Source organism: Streptomyces sp. NPDC056948, assembly GCF_042674225.1.
Taxonomy (GTDB): Bacteria; Actinomycetota; Actinomycetes; order Streptomycetales; family Streptomycetaceae; genus Streptomyces; species Streptomyces purpurascens.
On record NZ_JBHUQX010000220.1, the window covers coordinates 1 to 15442 of the forward strand.

16 protein-coding genes and 3 tRNA genes are annotated in these 15442 nt (G+C 69.6%); 8 read left to right on the forward strand and 11 right to left on the reverse strand.

All coding sequences use genetic code 11. From position 1 onward, the window contains the following. From ACFTZL_RS26195 to ACFTZL_RS26230, 8 genes are all read right to left on the reverse strand, one after another. On the reverse strand, positions 1-417 hold a 417-nt coding region (locus ACFTZL_RS26195; RefSeq protein ID WP_382587456.1), incomplete at its 3' end, for a hypothetical protein. A 36-nt stretch (positions 418-453) separates the two neighbouring features. Then, positions 454-1890 (reverse strand): MFS transporter, encoded by a 1437-nt coding sequence (locus ACFTZL_RS26200; RefSeq protein WP_382587459.1) that lies wholly within the window; start codon positions 1888-1890, stop codon positions 454-456. A gap of 91 nt (positions 1891-1981) precedes the next feature. Next, the gene (locus tag ACFTZL_RS26205) at positions 1982-2551 is read right to left on the reverse strand and encodes a TetR/AcrR family transcriptional regulator (protein ID WP_382587462.1); all 570 of its coding nucleotides are present in this window, start codon (positions 2549-2551) and stop codon (positions 1982-1984) included. A gap of 118 nt (positions 2552-2669) precedes the next feature. Further along, positions 2670-3098: a MaoC family dehydratase gene (locus ACFTZL_RS26210; RefSeq protein ID WP_382587487.1), complete on the reverse strand. Its 429-nt coding sequence runs from the start codon at positions 3096-3098 to the stop codon at positions 2670-2672. Positions 3099-3106: 8 nt separating this feature from the next. Then, positions 3107-3559: a MaoC family dehydratase N-terminal domain-containing protein gene (locus ACFTZL_RS26215; RefSeq protein ID WP_215119497.1), complete on the reverse strand. Its 453-nt coding sequence runs from the start codon at positions 3557-3559 to the stop codon at positions 3107-3109. Positions 3560-3660: 101 nt separating this feature from the next. Next, positions 3661-3825 carry a 50S ribosomal protein L33 gene (gene rpmG, locus ACFTZL_RS26220; protein ID WP_003948671.1) on the reverse strand — a complete coding sequence of 55 codons (165 nt, stop codon included), beginning with the start codon at positions 3823-3825 and terminating at the stop codon, positions 3661-3663. Positions 3826-3914: 89 nt separating this feature from the next. Further along, positions 3915-3987: transfer RNA gene (locus ACFTZL_RS26225), tRNA-Met, on the reverse strand. Positions 3988-4033: 46 nt separating this feature from the next. After that, positions 4034-4106 (reverse strand) — tRNA-Thr (locus tag ACFTZL_RS26230). A gap of 239 nt (positions 4107-4345) precedes the next feature. Between ACFTZL_RS26230 and ACFTZL_RS26235 the strand changes: the two genes are divergently transcribed. Continuing rightward, the gene (locus tag ACFTZL_RS26235; protein ID WP_382587465.1) at positions 4346-5605 is read left to right on the forward strand and encodes an amidohydrolase family protein; all 1260 of its coding nucleotides are present in this window, start codon (positions 4346-4348) and stop codon (positions 5603-5605) included. Positions 5606-5767: 162 nt separating this feature from the next. After that, positions 5768-6424 carry an NAD(P)H-binding protein gene (locus ACFTZL_RS26240; protein WP_382587468.1) on the forward strand — a complete coding sequence of 219 codons (657 nt, stop codon included), beginning with the start codon at positions 5768-5770 and terminating at the stop codon, positions 6422-6424. A 150-nt stretch (positions 6425-6574) separates the two neighbouring features. Here ACFTZL_RS26240 and ACFTZL_RS26245 read toward each other — a convergent pair whose 3' ends face one another. Then, positions 6575-6787, reverse strand: a complete 213-nt coding sequence (locus ACFTZL_RS26245; RefSeq protein ID WP_382587470.1) for a hypothetical protein — start codon at positions 6785-6787, stop codon at positions 6575-6577. Between the two features lie 165 nt (positions 6788-6952). Between ACFTZL_RS26245 and ACFTZL_RS26250 the strand changes: the two genes are divergently transcribed. Then, the gene (locus ACFTZL_RS26250; RefSeq protein WP_382587473.1) at positions 6953-9331 is read left to right on the forward strand and encodes an MFS transporter; all 2379 of its coding nucleotides are present in this window, start codon (positions 6953-6955) and stop codon (positions 9329-9331) included. 81 nt (positions 9332-9412) lie between these two features. Here the strand turns inward: ACFTZL_RS26250 and rox are convergent, their stop codons facing one another. Beyond that, on the reverse strand, positions 9413-10864 hold the full coding sequence (rox, locus tag ACFTZL_RS26255; RefSeq protein ID WP_382587476.1) for a rifampin monooxygenase: 1452 nt from the start codon (positions 10862-10864) through the stop codon (positions 9413-9415). A 526-nt stretch (positions 10865-11390) separates the two neighbouring features. On the opposite strand from rox, the gene ACFTZL_RS26260 reads away from it, so the two are divergent. The 4 genes from ACFTZL_RS26260 to ACFTZL_RS26275 all read left to right on the forward strand — a co-directional run bounded on the left by ACFTZL_RS26260 (position 11391) and on the right by ACFTZL_RS26275 (position 14333). Then, positions 11391-12395, forward strand: a complete 1005-nt coding sequence (locus ACFTZL_RS26260) for a hypothetical protein (RefSeq protein WP_382587478.1) — start codon at positions 11391-11393, stop codon at positions 12393-12395. A 64-nt stretch (positions 12396-12459) separates the two neighbouring features. Then, positions 12460-12879 carry an NUDIX hydrolase gene (locus tag ACFTZL_RS26265; protein WP_382587481.1) on the forward strand — a complete coding sequence of 140 codons (420 nt, stop codon included), beginning with the start codon at positions 12460-12462 and terminating at the stop codon, positions 12877-12879. Beyond that, positions 12872-13516: a hypothetical protein gene (locus ACFTZL_RS26270; protein WP_382587483.1), complete on the forward strand. Its 645-nt coding sequence runs from the start codon at positions 12872-12874 to the stop codon at positions 13514-13516. The genes ACFTZL_RS26265 and ACFTZL_RS26270 overlap by 8 nt, the downstream gene beginning before the upstream one ends. Before the next feature lie 40 nt (positions 13517-13556). Then, positions 13557-14333, forward strand: coding sequence for a class I SAM-dependent methyltransferase (locus ACFTZL_RS26275; RefSeq protein ID WP_382587485.1), 777 nt, complete (start codon positions 13557-13559; stop codon positions 14331-14333). Positions 14334-14587: 254 nt separating this feature from the next. Here ACFTZL_RS26275 and ACFTZL_RS26280 read toward each other — a convergent pair. After that, a tRNA-Tyr gene (locus ACFTZL_RS26280) sits at positions 14588-14669 on the reverse strand. 221 nt (positions 14670-14890) lie between these two features. Between ACFTZL_RS26280 and ACFTZL_RS26285 the strand changes: the two genes are divergently transcribed. Further along, positions 14891-15379 (forward strand): YajQ family cyclic di-GMP-binding protein, encoded by a 489-nt coding sequence (locus ACFTZL_RS26285; RefSeq protein ID WP_184591494.1) that lies wholly within the window; start codon positions 14891-14893, stop codon positions 15377-15379. The last annotated feature ends 63 nt before the right edge of the window (positions 15380-15442 follow it).

Sequence of the window (15442 nt, forward strand, 5' to 3'; positions counted from 1 at the left end):
ATTACTAACAAACTCGGCCGCACGCGCGCGTGGCTTTAATTTCAGTCGTCGCAACGCCTCGGACCAGGAGAGCGGGAGCTCGTCGCTCTTCGCCTGCCATGTGGTGAACGCCGCGTCCCTCATCTGCGGGGCGAGTCCCCGGGCTGCCGGCCCATGGGCGCCCGCGCGGACGAAGTCGTCGAGCGCGGCCTTCGACTCCCAGGCGGAGAGCGTCCAGAAGGTCCGCCTGAGGGGCTTCGCCTTCAGGGTGGCCCCGTAGGCGCCTGGGCTGCTGCGCACCTGCCGCCAGACGGCGGGGGTCCCGGCGAGGAACTTGAGCGCTCCCCACAGGGTGCGGGTCTCGAACCGGGAGGCGAAGACGTGCACCTCGGTGTCGTGGGGCGGGGTGTTCGGGACGGTCCAGGGAAGGGTGGGCATGGCCGTTCCTCCTTCGGGTCGTCGGATCTCTGGGTGTCAGTGGGAAGCGGTTTCCAGGACGCGCGCCGGTTCGGCCGGGTCCGCCTGTCGCTCGGTGCGCCGCCGGGTCGGGATCAGCAGGGCCGCGATGCCCGCGAGGCCGACCACCGCCGAGCCCGTCACCAGCGCCGGCCGCATGCCGTCGACGAAGGTCTGGCCGGATTCGTAGCCGCCCTGGGCCGCGAAGATCGACGCCATGACCGCGATGCCGAGCGCTCCGCCCACCTCGCGCAGGGCGTTGTTCGCGCCGGAGGCGACGCCCTGTTCCTCGGGCCGGACGCTGGACATCACCAGGTGCGCGGCGGGGGCGAAGTACAGGGCCATGCCGATGCCGCTGACGATCAGGGCGGGCAGCTGCGCGGTGTAGGAGGCGTCCGCCGTGGCCACGACCGACATGTAGCCGAGGCCCAGGGCCTGCAGGAACAGGCCGGCGGCGACGACCGGGCGGCCGCCGATGCGGTCGGCGAGGATGCCGGCGATCGGGGCGATCAGCATCGGCATACCGGTCCAGGGCAGCATCCTGAGGCCCGCCTCGGTGGGCGAGTAGCCGAGGACGCCCTGCATGTACTGGCTGAGCAGGAAGATCGAGCCGAACATGCCGAGGAACATCAGCAGGCTTGCCGCGTTGATGCCGGAGAAGGCCCGGGAGCGGAAGAGCCGCATCGGGAGCATGGGGTTCTTGGCGCGCATGCTGTAGAGGACGAAGCCCACGAGCAGTGCGGTGCCCGCGAACAGGCCCGTCAGGACCAGCGAGCCGGTCCAGCCGTCGACGGGGCCGCGGACCAGGCCGTAGACGATGCCGAAGAGGCCGCCGCTGGCGAGCAGGGTGCCGGGGACGTCGAGCGGGGAGCCGGTGCCGTGCGACTCGGCGAGGCGGAGGCGGGCGAGCGGCAGCAGGGCCAGGCCCAGCGGGACGTTCAGCCAGAAGATCCACTGCCAGGAGATGTGTTCGGTGAGGGTGCCGCCGACCAGCGGCCCGGAGGCGACGGCCAGTCCGTTGACGGCCCCCCAGATGCCGTACGCCATGCCCCGCTTCGCCGCGGGTACGGCTGCGGTCAGCAGGGTGAGCGTCAGCGGCATCATGACGGCCGCGCCGGCGCCCTGGACCGCGCGGGCGGCGATGAGGGAGTCGATGCCGGGTGCCATGGCCGCCGCGGCGGAGGCTCCGGTGAAGACGGCGAGTCCCGCTATGAAGAGCCGGCGGCGGCCGAAGCGGTCGCCGAGGGCCGCGCCGAACATCAGCAGGACGGCGAAGGTGAGCGTGTAGGCGCTCACGGTCCATTCCAGGTCGTGCAGGCCTCCGCCGAGGTCCTCGCGGATGGAGGGCAGGGCGGTGGTGACGACGAGGTTGTCGAGAGCCGCCATGAATCCGGCGACGCTGGTGATGACGAGGGCCCAGGCGGCTCCCCCGCGGCGTGCGGTCTGCTGTGACATCGCTCCCCCAAGGGTGATTCACTTGATCGATTAGTTATTGATTACTAACTTTCGAGGTCATGAAAAAGCGCAGCACTCTCGCCTTCCCTTGTCAGATCTCCAGTCGGCCCTTGAGCCGCGCCGACGGGTACAGCCCCTCCCAGACGCGATGCTCGGGAGGAAAGCCCATGGCCGCCAGGCAGTTGACGAGCATCCCGTAGGCCATGAAGGTCGTCGTCTCGTTGACGTCGGCGCCCAGCGGCACGTGGACGGTGTCCCACAGCCGCATCCAGCCGTCGCGCACCGACTCGCCGAATTCGTGGTCGCCCTCTTCCTCGGCGGCCTTCACGGCGACGTACATCTGCAGCTGCATCATGAGCCGCTCGGGCCGCTCAGCGATGACCTTGGTGTACGCGTTGCCCATGGCGTGCAGGGCCTCTTCGCCCTCGAGCCCTTCGGAGGCCTCCGCGAAGGTGCGGATCGTGTCCTCCACGCACCGCCGCGCCGCCGCCAGGAAGATCGCTTTCTTGCCGGGGAAGAGCCGGAAGAGATACGGCTGCGAGACGCCGACCCGCCGGGCGATCGCCTCGGTCGACGTGCCGTGGTAGCCGCCGCGGGCGAACTCGATCGTCGCCGCGCGGATGACGCTCTCGCGCCTCTCCTCCGCACTCATCCTGGCCATGGACATAAGTTAGTACTCAATCACTAACTACGTCAAGGGGGCGGCGCCGACGTCCCATGCACGTAAGGGGCGCCCCGCAATGGAGAGCGCCCCTTACCCGTCACTCGTCTTCGTCGGCTCAGGCCAGCCGCACGACCGCCCGCGACATGCCCAGCACCTTCTGTCCCGCGCTGGTCGCCGTCAGGTCCACGCGGACGGTGTTGTCGTCGAGCTTGGCCGCGATCTTGCCGGCGACCTCGATCACGGCGCCCTCGTCGTCGTTCGGGACGACGACCGGCTTGGTGAAGCGGACGCCGTACTCGACGACCGCGCCCGGGTCGCCGGCCCAGTCGGTGACCACACGGATCGCCTCGGCCATGGTGAACATGCCGTGCGCGATGACGTCCGGCAGGCCGACCTCCTTGGCGAACTTCTCGTTCCAGTGGATCGGGTTGAAGTCGCCGGAGGCGCCCGCGTACTGGACGAGGTTCGCGCGGGTCACGGGGAAGGTCCGCGCGGGCAGTTCGGTGCCGACCTCGACGTCTGAGTAGGAGATCTTCGCCGTCATGGGATCGCTCACGCCTCCTCGGCCGCGCGGGCCACGAGCTTGGTCCAGGCGGTCACGACGTGCTCGCCGGCCTCGTCGTGGACCTCGCCGCGGATGTCCAGGATGTCGTTGCCCGCGAGGGACTTGACGGCCTCGATGGTCGAGGTGACCGTGAGCCGGTCGCCGGCGCGGACCGGGCGGCGGTAGGCGAACTTCTGGTCGCCGTGCACCACCCGGCTGTAGTCCAGGCCGAGCTGGGGGTCCTGGACGACCTGGCCGGCGGCCTTGAAGGTGATCGAGAAGACGAAGGTCGGCGGCGCGATCACGTCGGGGTGGCCGAGTTCCTTGGCCGCCTCCGCGTCCGTGTACGCCGGGTTGGCGTCCCCGACCGCCTCGGCGAACTCACGGATCTTCTCCCGGCCCACCTCGTAGGGCGCGGTGGGCGGGTACGTCCGCCCCACGAAGGACTGGTCGAGCGCCATGGCTCGGCACCTCCTGGTTGCTCTACTGACCGGTACGGGGTCATTCAACGACGCGAGGCCGCCCCCGATCACTCGGGAGCGGCCTCGTGTACGAGCCTGTTTTATCGCGTTTCGCGGTGCGCGGTGTGCGCATTGCAACGCGGGCAGTGCTTCTTCATCTCAAGACGGTCCGGGTTGTTACGCCGGTTCTTCTTGGTGATGTAGTTCCGCTCCTTGCACTCCACGCAGGCCAGCGTGATCTTCGGGCGGACGTCGGTGGCAGCCACGTGAGTGCTCCTTGACGAACGGATGGGACGGTTCAACGCATAAAAGAGTAGCCGATCGAAGGACCGACCCCGCAATCGGCTACTGTCAGTAGCGGTGACCGGACTTGAACCGGTGACACAGCGATTATGAGCCGCTTGCTCTACCGACTGAGCTACACCGCTGTGATGCGATCGGACCCCGCCTCACGGCGGGAACCTCACACACCAGAGCCCCAAAACGGAATCGAACCGTTGACCTTCTCCTTACCATGGAGACGCTCTGCCGACTGAGCTATTGGGGCGAGCGATGAAGACATTACACGGTCGGCAGCCGTTCACCCAAATCCGTTTCGGGGTACCCGCCACGGGCTCTCCGACCGTCCTGTCGGCAGCCTCGCAAGCGCCTTCCCTTCCGCACAGCGGGCCACACCAGTACGACTATTGCGCTCCTCCCCGCCATGGGCGGGAGGCCGTCCTAGGCTCGACTCACTCTGCGTGATCATGCGTCCTCCCGTGCGCAAGCCCGAGCCCCTGGAGCGCGATGCCCGACAGCCAGCCGCAGCCGCCACCGCCCCCGTCGTCCTCGCCGGGTCCGGCCGACTTGTCGTCGCTGCTGCTGTGCGGGGCGCGGCTCACCGACGGCCGGACCGTGGACGTACGGCTGGGCGGCGGGCACATCGAGGCGGTCGGCACGGCCGGCAGCCTGGCGGCGGGCGGCACGCGCGCGTGCGGGGCGCGAGTGGACCTCGGCGGCTATCTGCTCCTGCCGGCCCCGGCCGAACCGCACGCCCACGCCGACACGGCCCTGTCGGCCGACGCCGAGGGGCCGGTCCCGTACGAGCCGCAGGACGTGCAGCGCCGGGCGACCGAGGCCGCGCTGCTCCAGCTCGGGCACGGGGCGACGGCGCTGCGGGCCCACGTGCGCGTGGGGGACGTCCAGGGACTGGGCGCGCTGGAGGCGGTGTTGCAGGCGCGGCGTGCCCTGCGGGGGCTGGCCGAGCTGACGACGGTGGCGATGCCGCGGGTGCTGACCGGAGTGGCCGGGGCTGACGGGCTGGCGGTCCTGCGGGACGCGGTGAAGATGGGCGCCTCGGTGGTGGGCGGCCGGCCCGACCTCGACCCGGATCCGACGGGGTACGTGGAGGCGGTCCTGGAGGTGGCCTCCGAGCACGGCTGTCCCGTCGACCTGCACACGGACGCCGGGGATCCGGCGCGGCTGGCCCGGCTCGCGGCGATGGCGGGCGGGCTGCGTCCCGGCGTGACCCTGAGCCCGTGCGGCGACCTCGGACGGCTGCCCACCGAGGTGGCCTCGCGGACCGCCGACCAGCTCGCGGCGGCCGGGGTGGCGGTGGTGTGCCTGCCGCAGGGCGGCTGCGGTGGCGTGGACCGGCGGGGATCGGCTCCGGTACGGCTGCTGCGCGCGGCCGGGGTGCGGGTGGCCGCCGGGAGCGGGGCCCTGCGGGACATGTCGAACCCCGTGGGGCGCGGCGACCCCTTGGAGGCGGCGTTCCTGCTGGCCTCGCGCTACGGGCTGGCGCCCGAGGAGGCGTACGACTCGGTGAGCGGGTCGGCGCGGGCGGTGCTGGGGCTGCCCGAGGTGCGCGTGGAGGCGGGCTTCCCGGCCGAACTGCTCGCGGTGCGCGGGGACCGGCTGGCGGGGGCGCTCTCGCTGGCGTACAGCCGGGTGGTGGTGCACCGGGGGCGCGTGGTGGCGCGGACCAGCGCGGTCCGGGAGTACTGCGATTCGGCGGCTTCGGCGGAACTGGGGCTGCCGCGGCAGGGGCGGGGCGAGGTGTCGTAGGGGCGGGGCCCTGTCGTGGAGCCGGGCCCTGTCGCGGGGCGTGGGGCGGTGGGGGCGGGGCGAGGTGTCGTACGGCCGGGGCCCGGCCGTAGAGCCTGAGGCGGTAGGGGCGTGGCCGAAGTCGTGCGGCGGACGGGGGCGTCCGGGCGTACGGTCGAAGGCATGCGCATTGTCATCGCTGGTGGTCATGGTCAGATCGCGTTGCGGCTGGAGCGGTTGCTCGCCGCGCGCGGGGACGAGGTAGCGGGGATCATCCGTAAGGCCGAACAGGCCGACGATCTGCGGGAGGCCGGTGCCGAACCGGTCGTGCTCGACCTGGAGTCGGCGTCCGTGGACGAGGTCGCGGACCGGCTGCGGGGTGCCGACGCGGCGGTCTTCGCGGCGGGCGCGGGCCCGGGCAGCGGGGCGGCCCGCAAGGACACGGTGGACAAGGCCGCGGCGGTCCTCTTCGCGGACGCGGCGGTGAAGGCGGGCGTACGGCGCCTCGTGGTCGTGTCGTCCATGGGCGCCGACCCGCAGCACGAGGGCGACGAGATCTTCGACGTGTACCAGCGCGCCAAGGGCGAGGCGGACGCGTACGTGCGCGGCCTCAAGGCCCTGGACTGGACGATCCTGCGGCCCGGTCAGCTCACCGACGACGCCGGCACCGGTCTCGTCCGCCTGGAGGCGCGCACGGGCCGCGGGCCGATTCCGCGTGACGACGTGGCCGCCGTACTGGCGGAGTTGGTGGACACCGCCGCGACGGCCGGACTCACCCTGGAGCTGATCAGCGGACCGGCGCCGGTGTCCGTGGCGGTGAAGTCGGTGGCGGGGAACTGAGGGGCCGGGCCCGGCGGTTCACGGCCGGGCCTCCTCCGCCGGTCGGCGGGGAACTTCTGGAGAGCGCCTGGGCCGTGTCCGCAAAGTCCCCTCGTCCGCCCGGTGAGCGTGCCAGGCGTCGCGGCGCAGGCGGGACTCTGTGGATACGGCCTAGAACAGGGGCAGTTGGCCGGGGAAGTCCGGCACCGCGTAGCCGTCCAGGGCCGGCTGCTCCGCGCCGGGGCGGGCCTGCCGGCGGGAGCCCGGGCACGAGGTGAGTTCGCCGTGTTCCCGGGCGCCGGGCGGGTCGTGGCGCGCGAACCGCCCGGCGACGACGGCGATCTCGCGGCGGCACTCGGGGCAGGTTCTGCGGCGGGAGGACATGGGGCCAGTGTGCCGCGTGTGCGGGGCGAGTATGCCTGTCCCCTGCTTCCGCCTCTTCTCCCTTCACTCACCGCACCCTCACCGGATTCCGGTTGCTTAAGTCAATCAATTGACTTAGCTTGGGCGGGTCGCGCTGTCCCTGACGCCCCCTACGGAGGCCCGGCCATGTCCCCTGCCCTTCCCCGACCCGCCGACGACGGGAAGCCCGTAGCGCCACGGGCCAACGCCGTCGTCGCGGTCCTGGCCTTCGGCGGGATCGTGGTCTCGCTGATGCAGACCCTGGTCATCCCGATCGTCCCGGAGCTCCCCCGACTGCTGAACGCCTCGGCGTCGGACGCCGCCTGGGCTGTCACCGCCACGCTGCTCGCCGCGGCCGTCGCCACCCCGATGACGGGCCGGCTCGGCGACATGTACGGCAAGCGCCGGATGCTCCTGATCAGCCTCGTCATGCTGGTGGCCGGCTCGGTGACCGCCGCGCTCAGCGACGCGCTCGCCCCGATGATCGTCGGACGGGCACTGCAGGGCCTCGCGTCCGGCGTGATCCCGCTCGGCATCAGCATCATGCGGGACGAGCTGCCCGCCGAACGGCTCGGTTCCGCCACGGCGTTGATGAGCGCCTCCCTCGGCGTCGGCGGTGCCCTCGGGCTGCCTGCCGCCGCGCTGATCGCGGACAACTTCGACTGGCACGCCCTGTTCTGGGCCTCGGCCGGACTGGGCGCCGTCGCCCTCGTGCTGGTGCCGGCCATCGTCCCGGAGTCGCAGGTGCGCACCGGCGGGCGCTTCGACCTGGTCGGCGGCATCGGCATGGCGGCGGGGCTGGTGTCCCTGCTGCTGGCGATCTCCAAGGGCGCCGACTGGGGCTGGAGCAGCGGCACCACCCTCGGCCTGTTCGCGGCTGCCGTCGTCGTGCTGCTGGTGTGGGGCTGGTGGGAGCTGCGCGTCAAGGAGCCGCTGGTCGACCTGCGCACCACCGCACGCCGTCAGGTGCTGGTCACCAACCTCGCCTCGATCGCCGTCGGGTTCGCGATGTTCGCGATGTCCCTCGTCATTCCGCAGCTCCTGCAGTTGCCTGAGGCGACCGGCTACGGCCTGGGCGAGTCACTGCTCGTCGCCGGCCTCACGATGGCCCCGTCCGGCCTGGTCATGATGGCCACGGCCCCGGTATCCGCCGCCCTGTCCAAGGCCAAGGGCCCGAAGATCACCCTGATGGTCGGCGCCCTCATCGTGGCCGCCGGGTACGGGCTGAACATCGCGCTGATGTCCGAGCTCTGGCACTTCGTGCTCGTCACCTGCGTCATCGGTGCCGGTATCGGCTTCACCTACGGTTCGATGCCCGCGCTCATCATGAGCGCCGTACCGGCCTCCGAGACGGGTGCGGCGAACAGCCTCAACACGCTGATGCGGTCCATCGGTACGTCGACGGCCAGCGCGGTGGCCGGGGTGATCCTGGCCCAGATGACGACGCCCTTCGGGCAGACCGCCCTGCCGTCCCAGAACGGGTTCAAGGTCGTCCTGGCCATCGGGGCCGGGGCCGCGCTGCTCGCCTTCGTGGTCGCGTCGTTCATTCCGCGGCAGCGGGTGGGGGCGCCGGGTGGCGAGGAGTCGGGCGGCGAGGAGTCGGGGGTCGAGGGGGTGGGGCTCGAGGGGGTGGCTTCGGGTGAACCGGCCGTCGAGTCGGGTGAGCCGGTTGTCGCGGAGGTCGAGGCGGTTGTCGCGGAGGTCGAGGCGGTTGTCGCGGAGGTCGAGGCGGTCGAGGCGGTCGGGTCCGCCGGTGGCAGGGCCGCCGGGATTCCCGTGCAGGGGCGTGTCCTGGGTGCGGAGCGGGTGCCGGTGGGCGGGGCCGCGGTGACGTTGATCTCGCTCGGCGGCAAGCAGCTCGGGCGGTCGGTCTCGCGGGGCGACGGGTCGTACGGCGTGGACGTTCCCGACGCCGGTTCCTACGTCCTGATCGCCTCGTCGGAGGGCTACCAGCCGCAAGCCTCCACGATCGTCGTGGCCGGTGAGCCGGTGGCGTACGACGTGCTGCTGAGCGGCACCAGCGGGCTCGCCGGTGTGGTGCGGTCGGCGGACAGCGGGACGCCGGTCGCCGAGGCCGTGGTCATCGTGACGGACGTGCGCGGGGACGTACTGGCCACCGGACGGACGGATGTACTGGGCGAGTTCACCGTCACCGACCTGGTGCCGGGCCCGGTGACCCTCGCGGTCAACTCCCCCAAGCACCGGCCGCTGGCCCAGATCGTCGAGATCGGCGGGGCCGGGACCACGCGGGTCGAGCTCGAGCTGCGGCCCGGCGCGCAGGTGCGGGGCACGGTGCGCGGAGGGGGCGCGCCGTTGAGCGACGCGCGGGTGACGCTGGTGGACGCGGCGGGCAACGTCGTCGCCACGACCCGGACCGGCCTCGACGGGGCGTACGCCTTCCCCGACCTGGACACCGGCGCGTACACGGTCATCGCGACCGGGCATCCGCCGCGGGCGGCGTCGGTGTCGGTCTCGGGCACCGGCGTGGACGACCATGACATCGAGCTGGCCCACGGGAGCGAGTAGGCGGCGGCGTGGTGGGGGCACGCGGGGCGCGCTCGGCGGGTTGCCGTACGACCGGGTGGGCCGCCGCCGGTGTCAGGTCGCTCAGGACGCCCCCGCCTCAGCCGGCTGGCTGGCTGCCGCGCCGAACCACCTCGGCAGTCGGGCGAGCAGCTCCTGCTGGTCCGCGCCGACCCAGGCCACGTGGCCGTCCGGTCGCAGCAGTACCGCGGGCGCGTCCAGTTCCTCACTGACGTCGACGACGTGGTCGACCCGATCCGCCCAGCCCGCCACCGACAGCCGGCCGGTCTGGTCGAGCAGCAGGCCGCGGCCGCCGCGCAGGAGCTCGTAGAGGCGACCCCGCTTCAGCGTCACGTCCCGCAGCCGCCGGCCGAGGAGTTCATGGCCCTCGCCGAAGTCGTAGCGGACCGCGATGGCGGTGATCTTCTCGATCAGGTACCGGTTCACCTCCTCGAAGTCCATCAGTTCCTCGACCAGCCGGCGCACGGCCCGGGGCCCCGGCTCGGAGAGCAACAGCTCCATCTGCGCACGGGTGTTGTCCAGCACGTTCGCGGCCACCGGGTGCCGTTCGGTCTGGTAGCTGTCCAGCAGCCCCTCCGGTGCCCAGCCGCGCACCTCGGCGGCCAGTTTCCAACCGAGGTTGAACGCGTCCTGGATCCCGAGGTTGAGCCCCTGCCCGCCGGTCGGCGGGTGGATGTGCGCGGCGTCGCCGGCCAGCAGCACCCGGCCGACGCGGTAGCGCTCGGCCAGCCGCGTGGCGTCGCCGAACCGGGACAGCCAACGCGGCGAGTGCACGCCGAAGTCGGTGCCGGCGAAGTGCCGCAGCCGCTCTTTGAACTCTTCCAGGGTCGGCGGAACCGTGCGGTCCTCGGCCACCCCCTCGGCCGGCACGATGACGCGGTACGCCCCGCCTTCGAGGGGCATGGCGCCGAACCGCCACTGGGTCCTGCGGACTTCGGCCACCGCGGCCGCCAGCTCCTCCGGCGGCATGGCCAGCTCCATCTCGCCCAGCAGCGTCTCGCGCCGGGCGGGCTCTCCGGGGAAGTCCACGCCGAGCAGCCTGCGCACGGTGCTGCGGCCGCCGTCGCAGCCGACGAGGTAGCGCGAGCGCAGCAGGGTGCCGTCGGCCAGTTCGGCGGTCACACTGGCGTCGTCCTGACTCAGCCCGACCAGCTCGCGGCCGCGCCGGATATCGGCGCCGATCTCGATGGCGCGCTCGGTCAGCAGGCGCTCGGTGACGCTCTGCGGGATGCCGAGCACGTACGAATGCGCGGTGTCCAGCCGGTCGGGCCACGACGTGCCGATGCCGGCGAAGAACCCGCCGGTCACGTGCTTCCGGCCGAGCGGGAGGAAGCGCTCCAGCAGACCGCGCTGGTCCATCAGCTCGATGCTGCGCACATGGAGACCGAGCGCGCGGGACTGCCCGGTCGGCTCCGCCAGCCTCTCCAGCACGACCACGTGCACGCCGTGCAGGCGCAGCTCGGCGGCCAGCATCATGCCGGTCGGTCCACCGCCGACCAGAATCACGTCGAACATTTCATCCCCCAATTCTCCGCGATTTCGACTTCGGCCGGTGATTCTGCGGGACTAGGGGGGCCTTGCCGCAAGGCCCCCCTGCTGCTATAAATTGAGAGTGGCAAGGAGAGATTCCTTGCCTTTCTTGTTTTCTTCGGGTCTCTGATGCCTCACCCTTGACGACGCTCGGCACCCGCTGCGCCGGTGCTGGCCCTGCGCATCCCGGCCGTCGGCAGACTGCAGCACCGTAACTCGCGTCCCCTGAAGGGAAGCCCGGGTCGCAGCAGCACTGGGAGCTGGCAGGAGAGCGCCCAAGGCAGAGCAATCCCGAATGATCAAGATCTGGCGTGGGCATCGGTCCCCGGATCATTCGCGGTGCGCACGGAGTCGGTTTTCGGCCGTTCCCGGTAAAAGCCTGACCAACCTCTCCCCTCCGTGAAACGTCCGCAGCAGCATGGGGGGGGTCGCCGACGCGGACCGGGCTCGACCTATCGGCACCGGGAGTGACCAGCGGGCTCCTGTATTCGACCGAGGCCTTGGAGGATCGGTGACTGCTGCATCGGGGGGAAATGGCGGCGATCGGTTCACCGACCGGCTCAGACTGCGGCGATACGCCTTCTTGGTCGTCATCCTGTTGAGCCTGCTGCTCTCCGTCGGACTGGTCAGCTTCGACCACGAGACGTCCAAGGCCCAGCAGCTCGGCGCGCTGGGCACGGGTATCGCCGGCTCCGCCGTCTTCGCGCTCATCATCAGCTGGCTGCTCGACGCGGAGCACGACCGCTTCCTGCAGACTCAGCTCTCCGGCCAACTGGAGGCTCAGCAGAACGCCATTTTGGCTGAATTCAGGAAGCTCAACACTCGCTATCTCCCTCTGCAGGACTACGCACCCACCCAGGAATATCGAGGCAACCGTTTCAACGCCGATCTGACCGCCTCCCTGGAAGCGTCCGGGAGTTACACATTCCGTGGAGCGAGTGCGAAATATGTTGCCCCTCGGATCAGACGCAATGGAGACCGCATCACCAGGGTTCAAGTCGTGATGATCGACCCTCAGTCCGAGGATGCCCTGTCCGCCCGGGCAGCCGACCGCTTGAGCAACCCCAAGTATGCGGGCAGAACACTTCAGCAGATCAAGGACGGACTACGGGAGGAGACTTTCCGGTCCATTGTCTCGCTCCACGGAATCTGCAGCCGCGTCCGGGTGGAGATCGGGCTGAGCGCCGCCGCCTCCTCCGTCATGCGCGTGGAGATGTTCGACAGCGATGTGTACGTCTCGGTCTACAACATGGAGACCAGCCTCCGTTCCCATTTTCCCGGAACCCAGCGCTACTCGAACGAATCCCTCGTCTACATGCTTCAGCGTCTGGAGGGCGAGCGTGTCTACGACCTGTGCGGAAAGAAGCTCGTGTTCGACCGCCAGACGACGGATGATCAGCTCCTGCGGTCACTCCGGCACTGCGGTATGACGCAGGCGGACGAGGCGGGTCTCGCGGCCATGCGGCAACGGAACGATCAGTTCGAAGAAGCATTCATCAGGGACGCGTTGAGCTGAATTGGCGAGCAGCCACTCAATCGAAAGGTGCTAACAAGTGTCAGATCAGCGATTCAGTGTGCTCGTGGCGGCGATCGCGGTGCGCGACGGCCGTGTTCTGCTCCTGCAACGCAGTGAGCGGGAAAAGTTCCTGCCGGGCGCATGGGGCGTGCCATGCGGAAAGATCGATTTCGGAGAGGAACTGGAGGACGCGGTGCTGCGCGAGCTGAAGGAGGAGTCCGGGCTCAGCGGCACAGTTCGGGCCCTCGTGGGCTCCTCACGCTTCATGAGCAAGAAGGACGGCTTCAGCCTGCACAACATCCAGCTCAACTACGTTGTCACCGATCTGGAAGGCTCGGTGCAGTTGGACGAGTCCAGCCAGGACCACCGTTGGCTGGAGTTCTCCGAACTCCGCGCGTTCGGACTGGAACCCTTCATGATCGACACGATCGAGCAGGGCCTGCCCCACCTGAAAACTCTGGGAACGGCAGGCGGTCATGGATGAGAACAATCTCTACGATTCGATCAGGGACATCGTCGCCGGTTCGCCTGGCGGCGAGTTCCCCTCACCCACGCTCGAGGAGCTGCTCCACGCGACGTTCAGCCGCCGCGGCACACTCCTGCGGCATATCTTCGACTGGGGAGCCGACCGTTACGGTGAGGTGGAGCGTCGATCGCACGAGACCCCCACGCACTTCAAGTGGAACCTCGCCGACCTGACTGTCGACGAGGAACATCGCGTACGGGTATGGCTGCACCAGTACCGCCCGCCGGGGGAACTGCGTGTGCGCTACGCCCAGGTGCCGCACAACCACCGCTATCCCTTCGTGTCGGTCGTGCTGAACGGCGGTTACCGCAACGACAGTTACCGTTCCCTGCGCGGACTAGAACTGCCAGCGTGCCCACCGGAACCGCTGGACTCCCGGGCACTGCGGCCTGGCGATGTCCTCGCAATGCACCCCTCGGAGGTGCACCGGCTAGCCGAGATCCAGAGCGAAACCCTCACCCTGTTGGTCCAGGGCGCCCCGGTCACCGACCACAGCTACAGCTATCGCGAGAGCACCAGGAGCTGGCTCACCCACCACGACCTGCGGGCTCAGTACCGCGCCCTGAGGCAGATCGATGTCGGCACCGCCAGATGAGCAATGTGGATGAGGATGGGCACGGTGAAGGGGGGGATCCATGAAAGACGCCACGTACGACGGCCCAGGCTCTCAGGACCTCACGACCTGGGATCGGATCGCCGACCGCTACATCGAACTCGCGGATCATCGCGCCACGTCCAGCTTCCATCACCTGACGGACTTTTTCCACGAACGACTACGGCCGTTGTCCGGCAAGTCCGTGCTGGACGTCGGCTGCGGTCACGGCTGGCTCGCCCACTCCCTGGCGGACCAGGGCGCAGAGGTCACCGGAGTCGACGGGAGCGAGTCGATGATCACCCAGGCCCGATCACGCTATCCGAATCTCACCTTCCACACCGCGGATCTGGTGGGCGGCCTCGGGCCGGCCCGAGCGGTCGCCGGATACGACGCCATGGTCGCCAGGTTCTCCCTGCAATGCATCGCGGATCTCGACGGGCTGCTGCGGGACGTGATCGTCGCCCTGCGCCCCGGAGGACTCTTCCTCGCCTCCATGCCTCATCCGGCGTTCTACATGCGGGAGCGCGTGGAGGATCCGGTCACCAAGGAGCGCTACCGAAAAGTCACTGGCTACCTGGAGCACGAGATCCGCATCCTTCCGGACTTCGGTGGACACCGGTACTTCCACCGACCCGTCAGCTGGTACATCAAGTCCTTTGCCCGGCACGGGATGCATCTGGACGACATGCGAGAGCCGCCTCAGCACCCGGACACTGCGGGGAACAGGAAGCGGGACGAGTGGACCGACTTCGAGAAGTGGTGGAGCACCATTCCCGTCTTCTTGGGGCTCGGCTTCCGGAAGGCCGCCGCCGGCTGACGGCCCATGGGCAACACAGGCCCTCCGCAGCCATCGTCACGACTTCATGTGTTCTTCGTCGCTCTGCGGTGCCCGCATATGGCTGGCTTCGTGTCGGGCCTGACCTTGCCGCCGAGCGGGCTGGCCACGGTACGGCCGTGCAGTTCCGCGTGTACGCCCAGCTCCTGTGAGACGAGACAAGCTGATCGCACGACCACATGACGAAGGGCCCGTGACCTGCTGTATTCGCAGGTCACGGGCCCTTCGTTCCCGTGTGGCGGCGCCAGGATTCGAACCTGGGAAGGCTGAGCCGGCAGATTTACAGTCTGCTCCCTTTGGCCGCTCGGGCACACCGCCGGGGTTAGCTGCCCTTCGAACCGCTTTTCGGCGGCGCTCCGTGGCAACGACGTAAACGATACCTGATGTGGAGGGGTGCTTCGCCACCCGATTGATCGGCGCCCGAGGGGCGGGGGGTGGCTAGGCTTGTCCGGATGCGGCCCGGGACCTGAACGGGACCGGCGGCCGCCCACGTACGCCGGTACGCACGATACGCACCCCGATACAAGGAGCCACAGGACATGGCCGACTCCAGTTTCGACATCGTCTCGAAGGTCGAGCGGCAGGAGGTCGACAACGCACTCAACCAGGCCGCCAAGGAGATCTCGCAGCGCTACGACTTCAAGGGCGTGGGCGCCTCGATCTCGTGGTCCGGTGAGCAGATCCTCATGGAGGCGAACTCCGAGGACCGGGTGAAGGCGATCCTCGACGTCTTCCAGTCCAAGCTGATCAAGCGCGGCATCTCGCTGAAGGCTCTGGACGCGGGCGAGCCCCAGCTCTCCGGCAAGGAGTACAAGATCTTCGCTTCGATCAAGGAGGGCATCTCCCAGGACAACGCGAAGAAGGTGGCGAAGACCATCCGCGACGAGGGCCCGAAGGGCGTGAAGGCGCAGGTGCAGGGCGAGGAGCTGCGGGTCAGCTCCAAGAACCGTGACGATCTGCAGGCCGTCATCGCCCTGCTCAAGGGCAAGGACTACGACTTCGCCCTGCAGTTCGTGAACTACCGGTAGGTCCGGTCGGGTCCTCGGGGCTCACGGTCTGCACAGGTACGAGGAAGGGTGGGCACCTGCCGG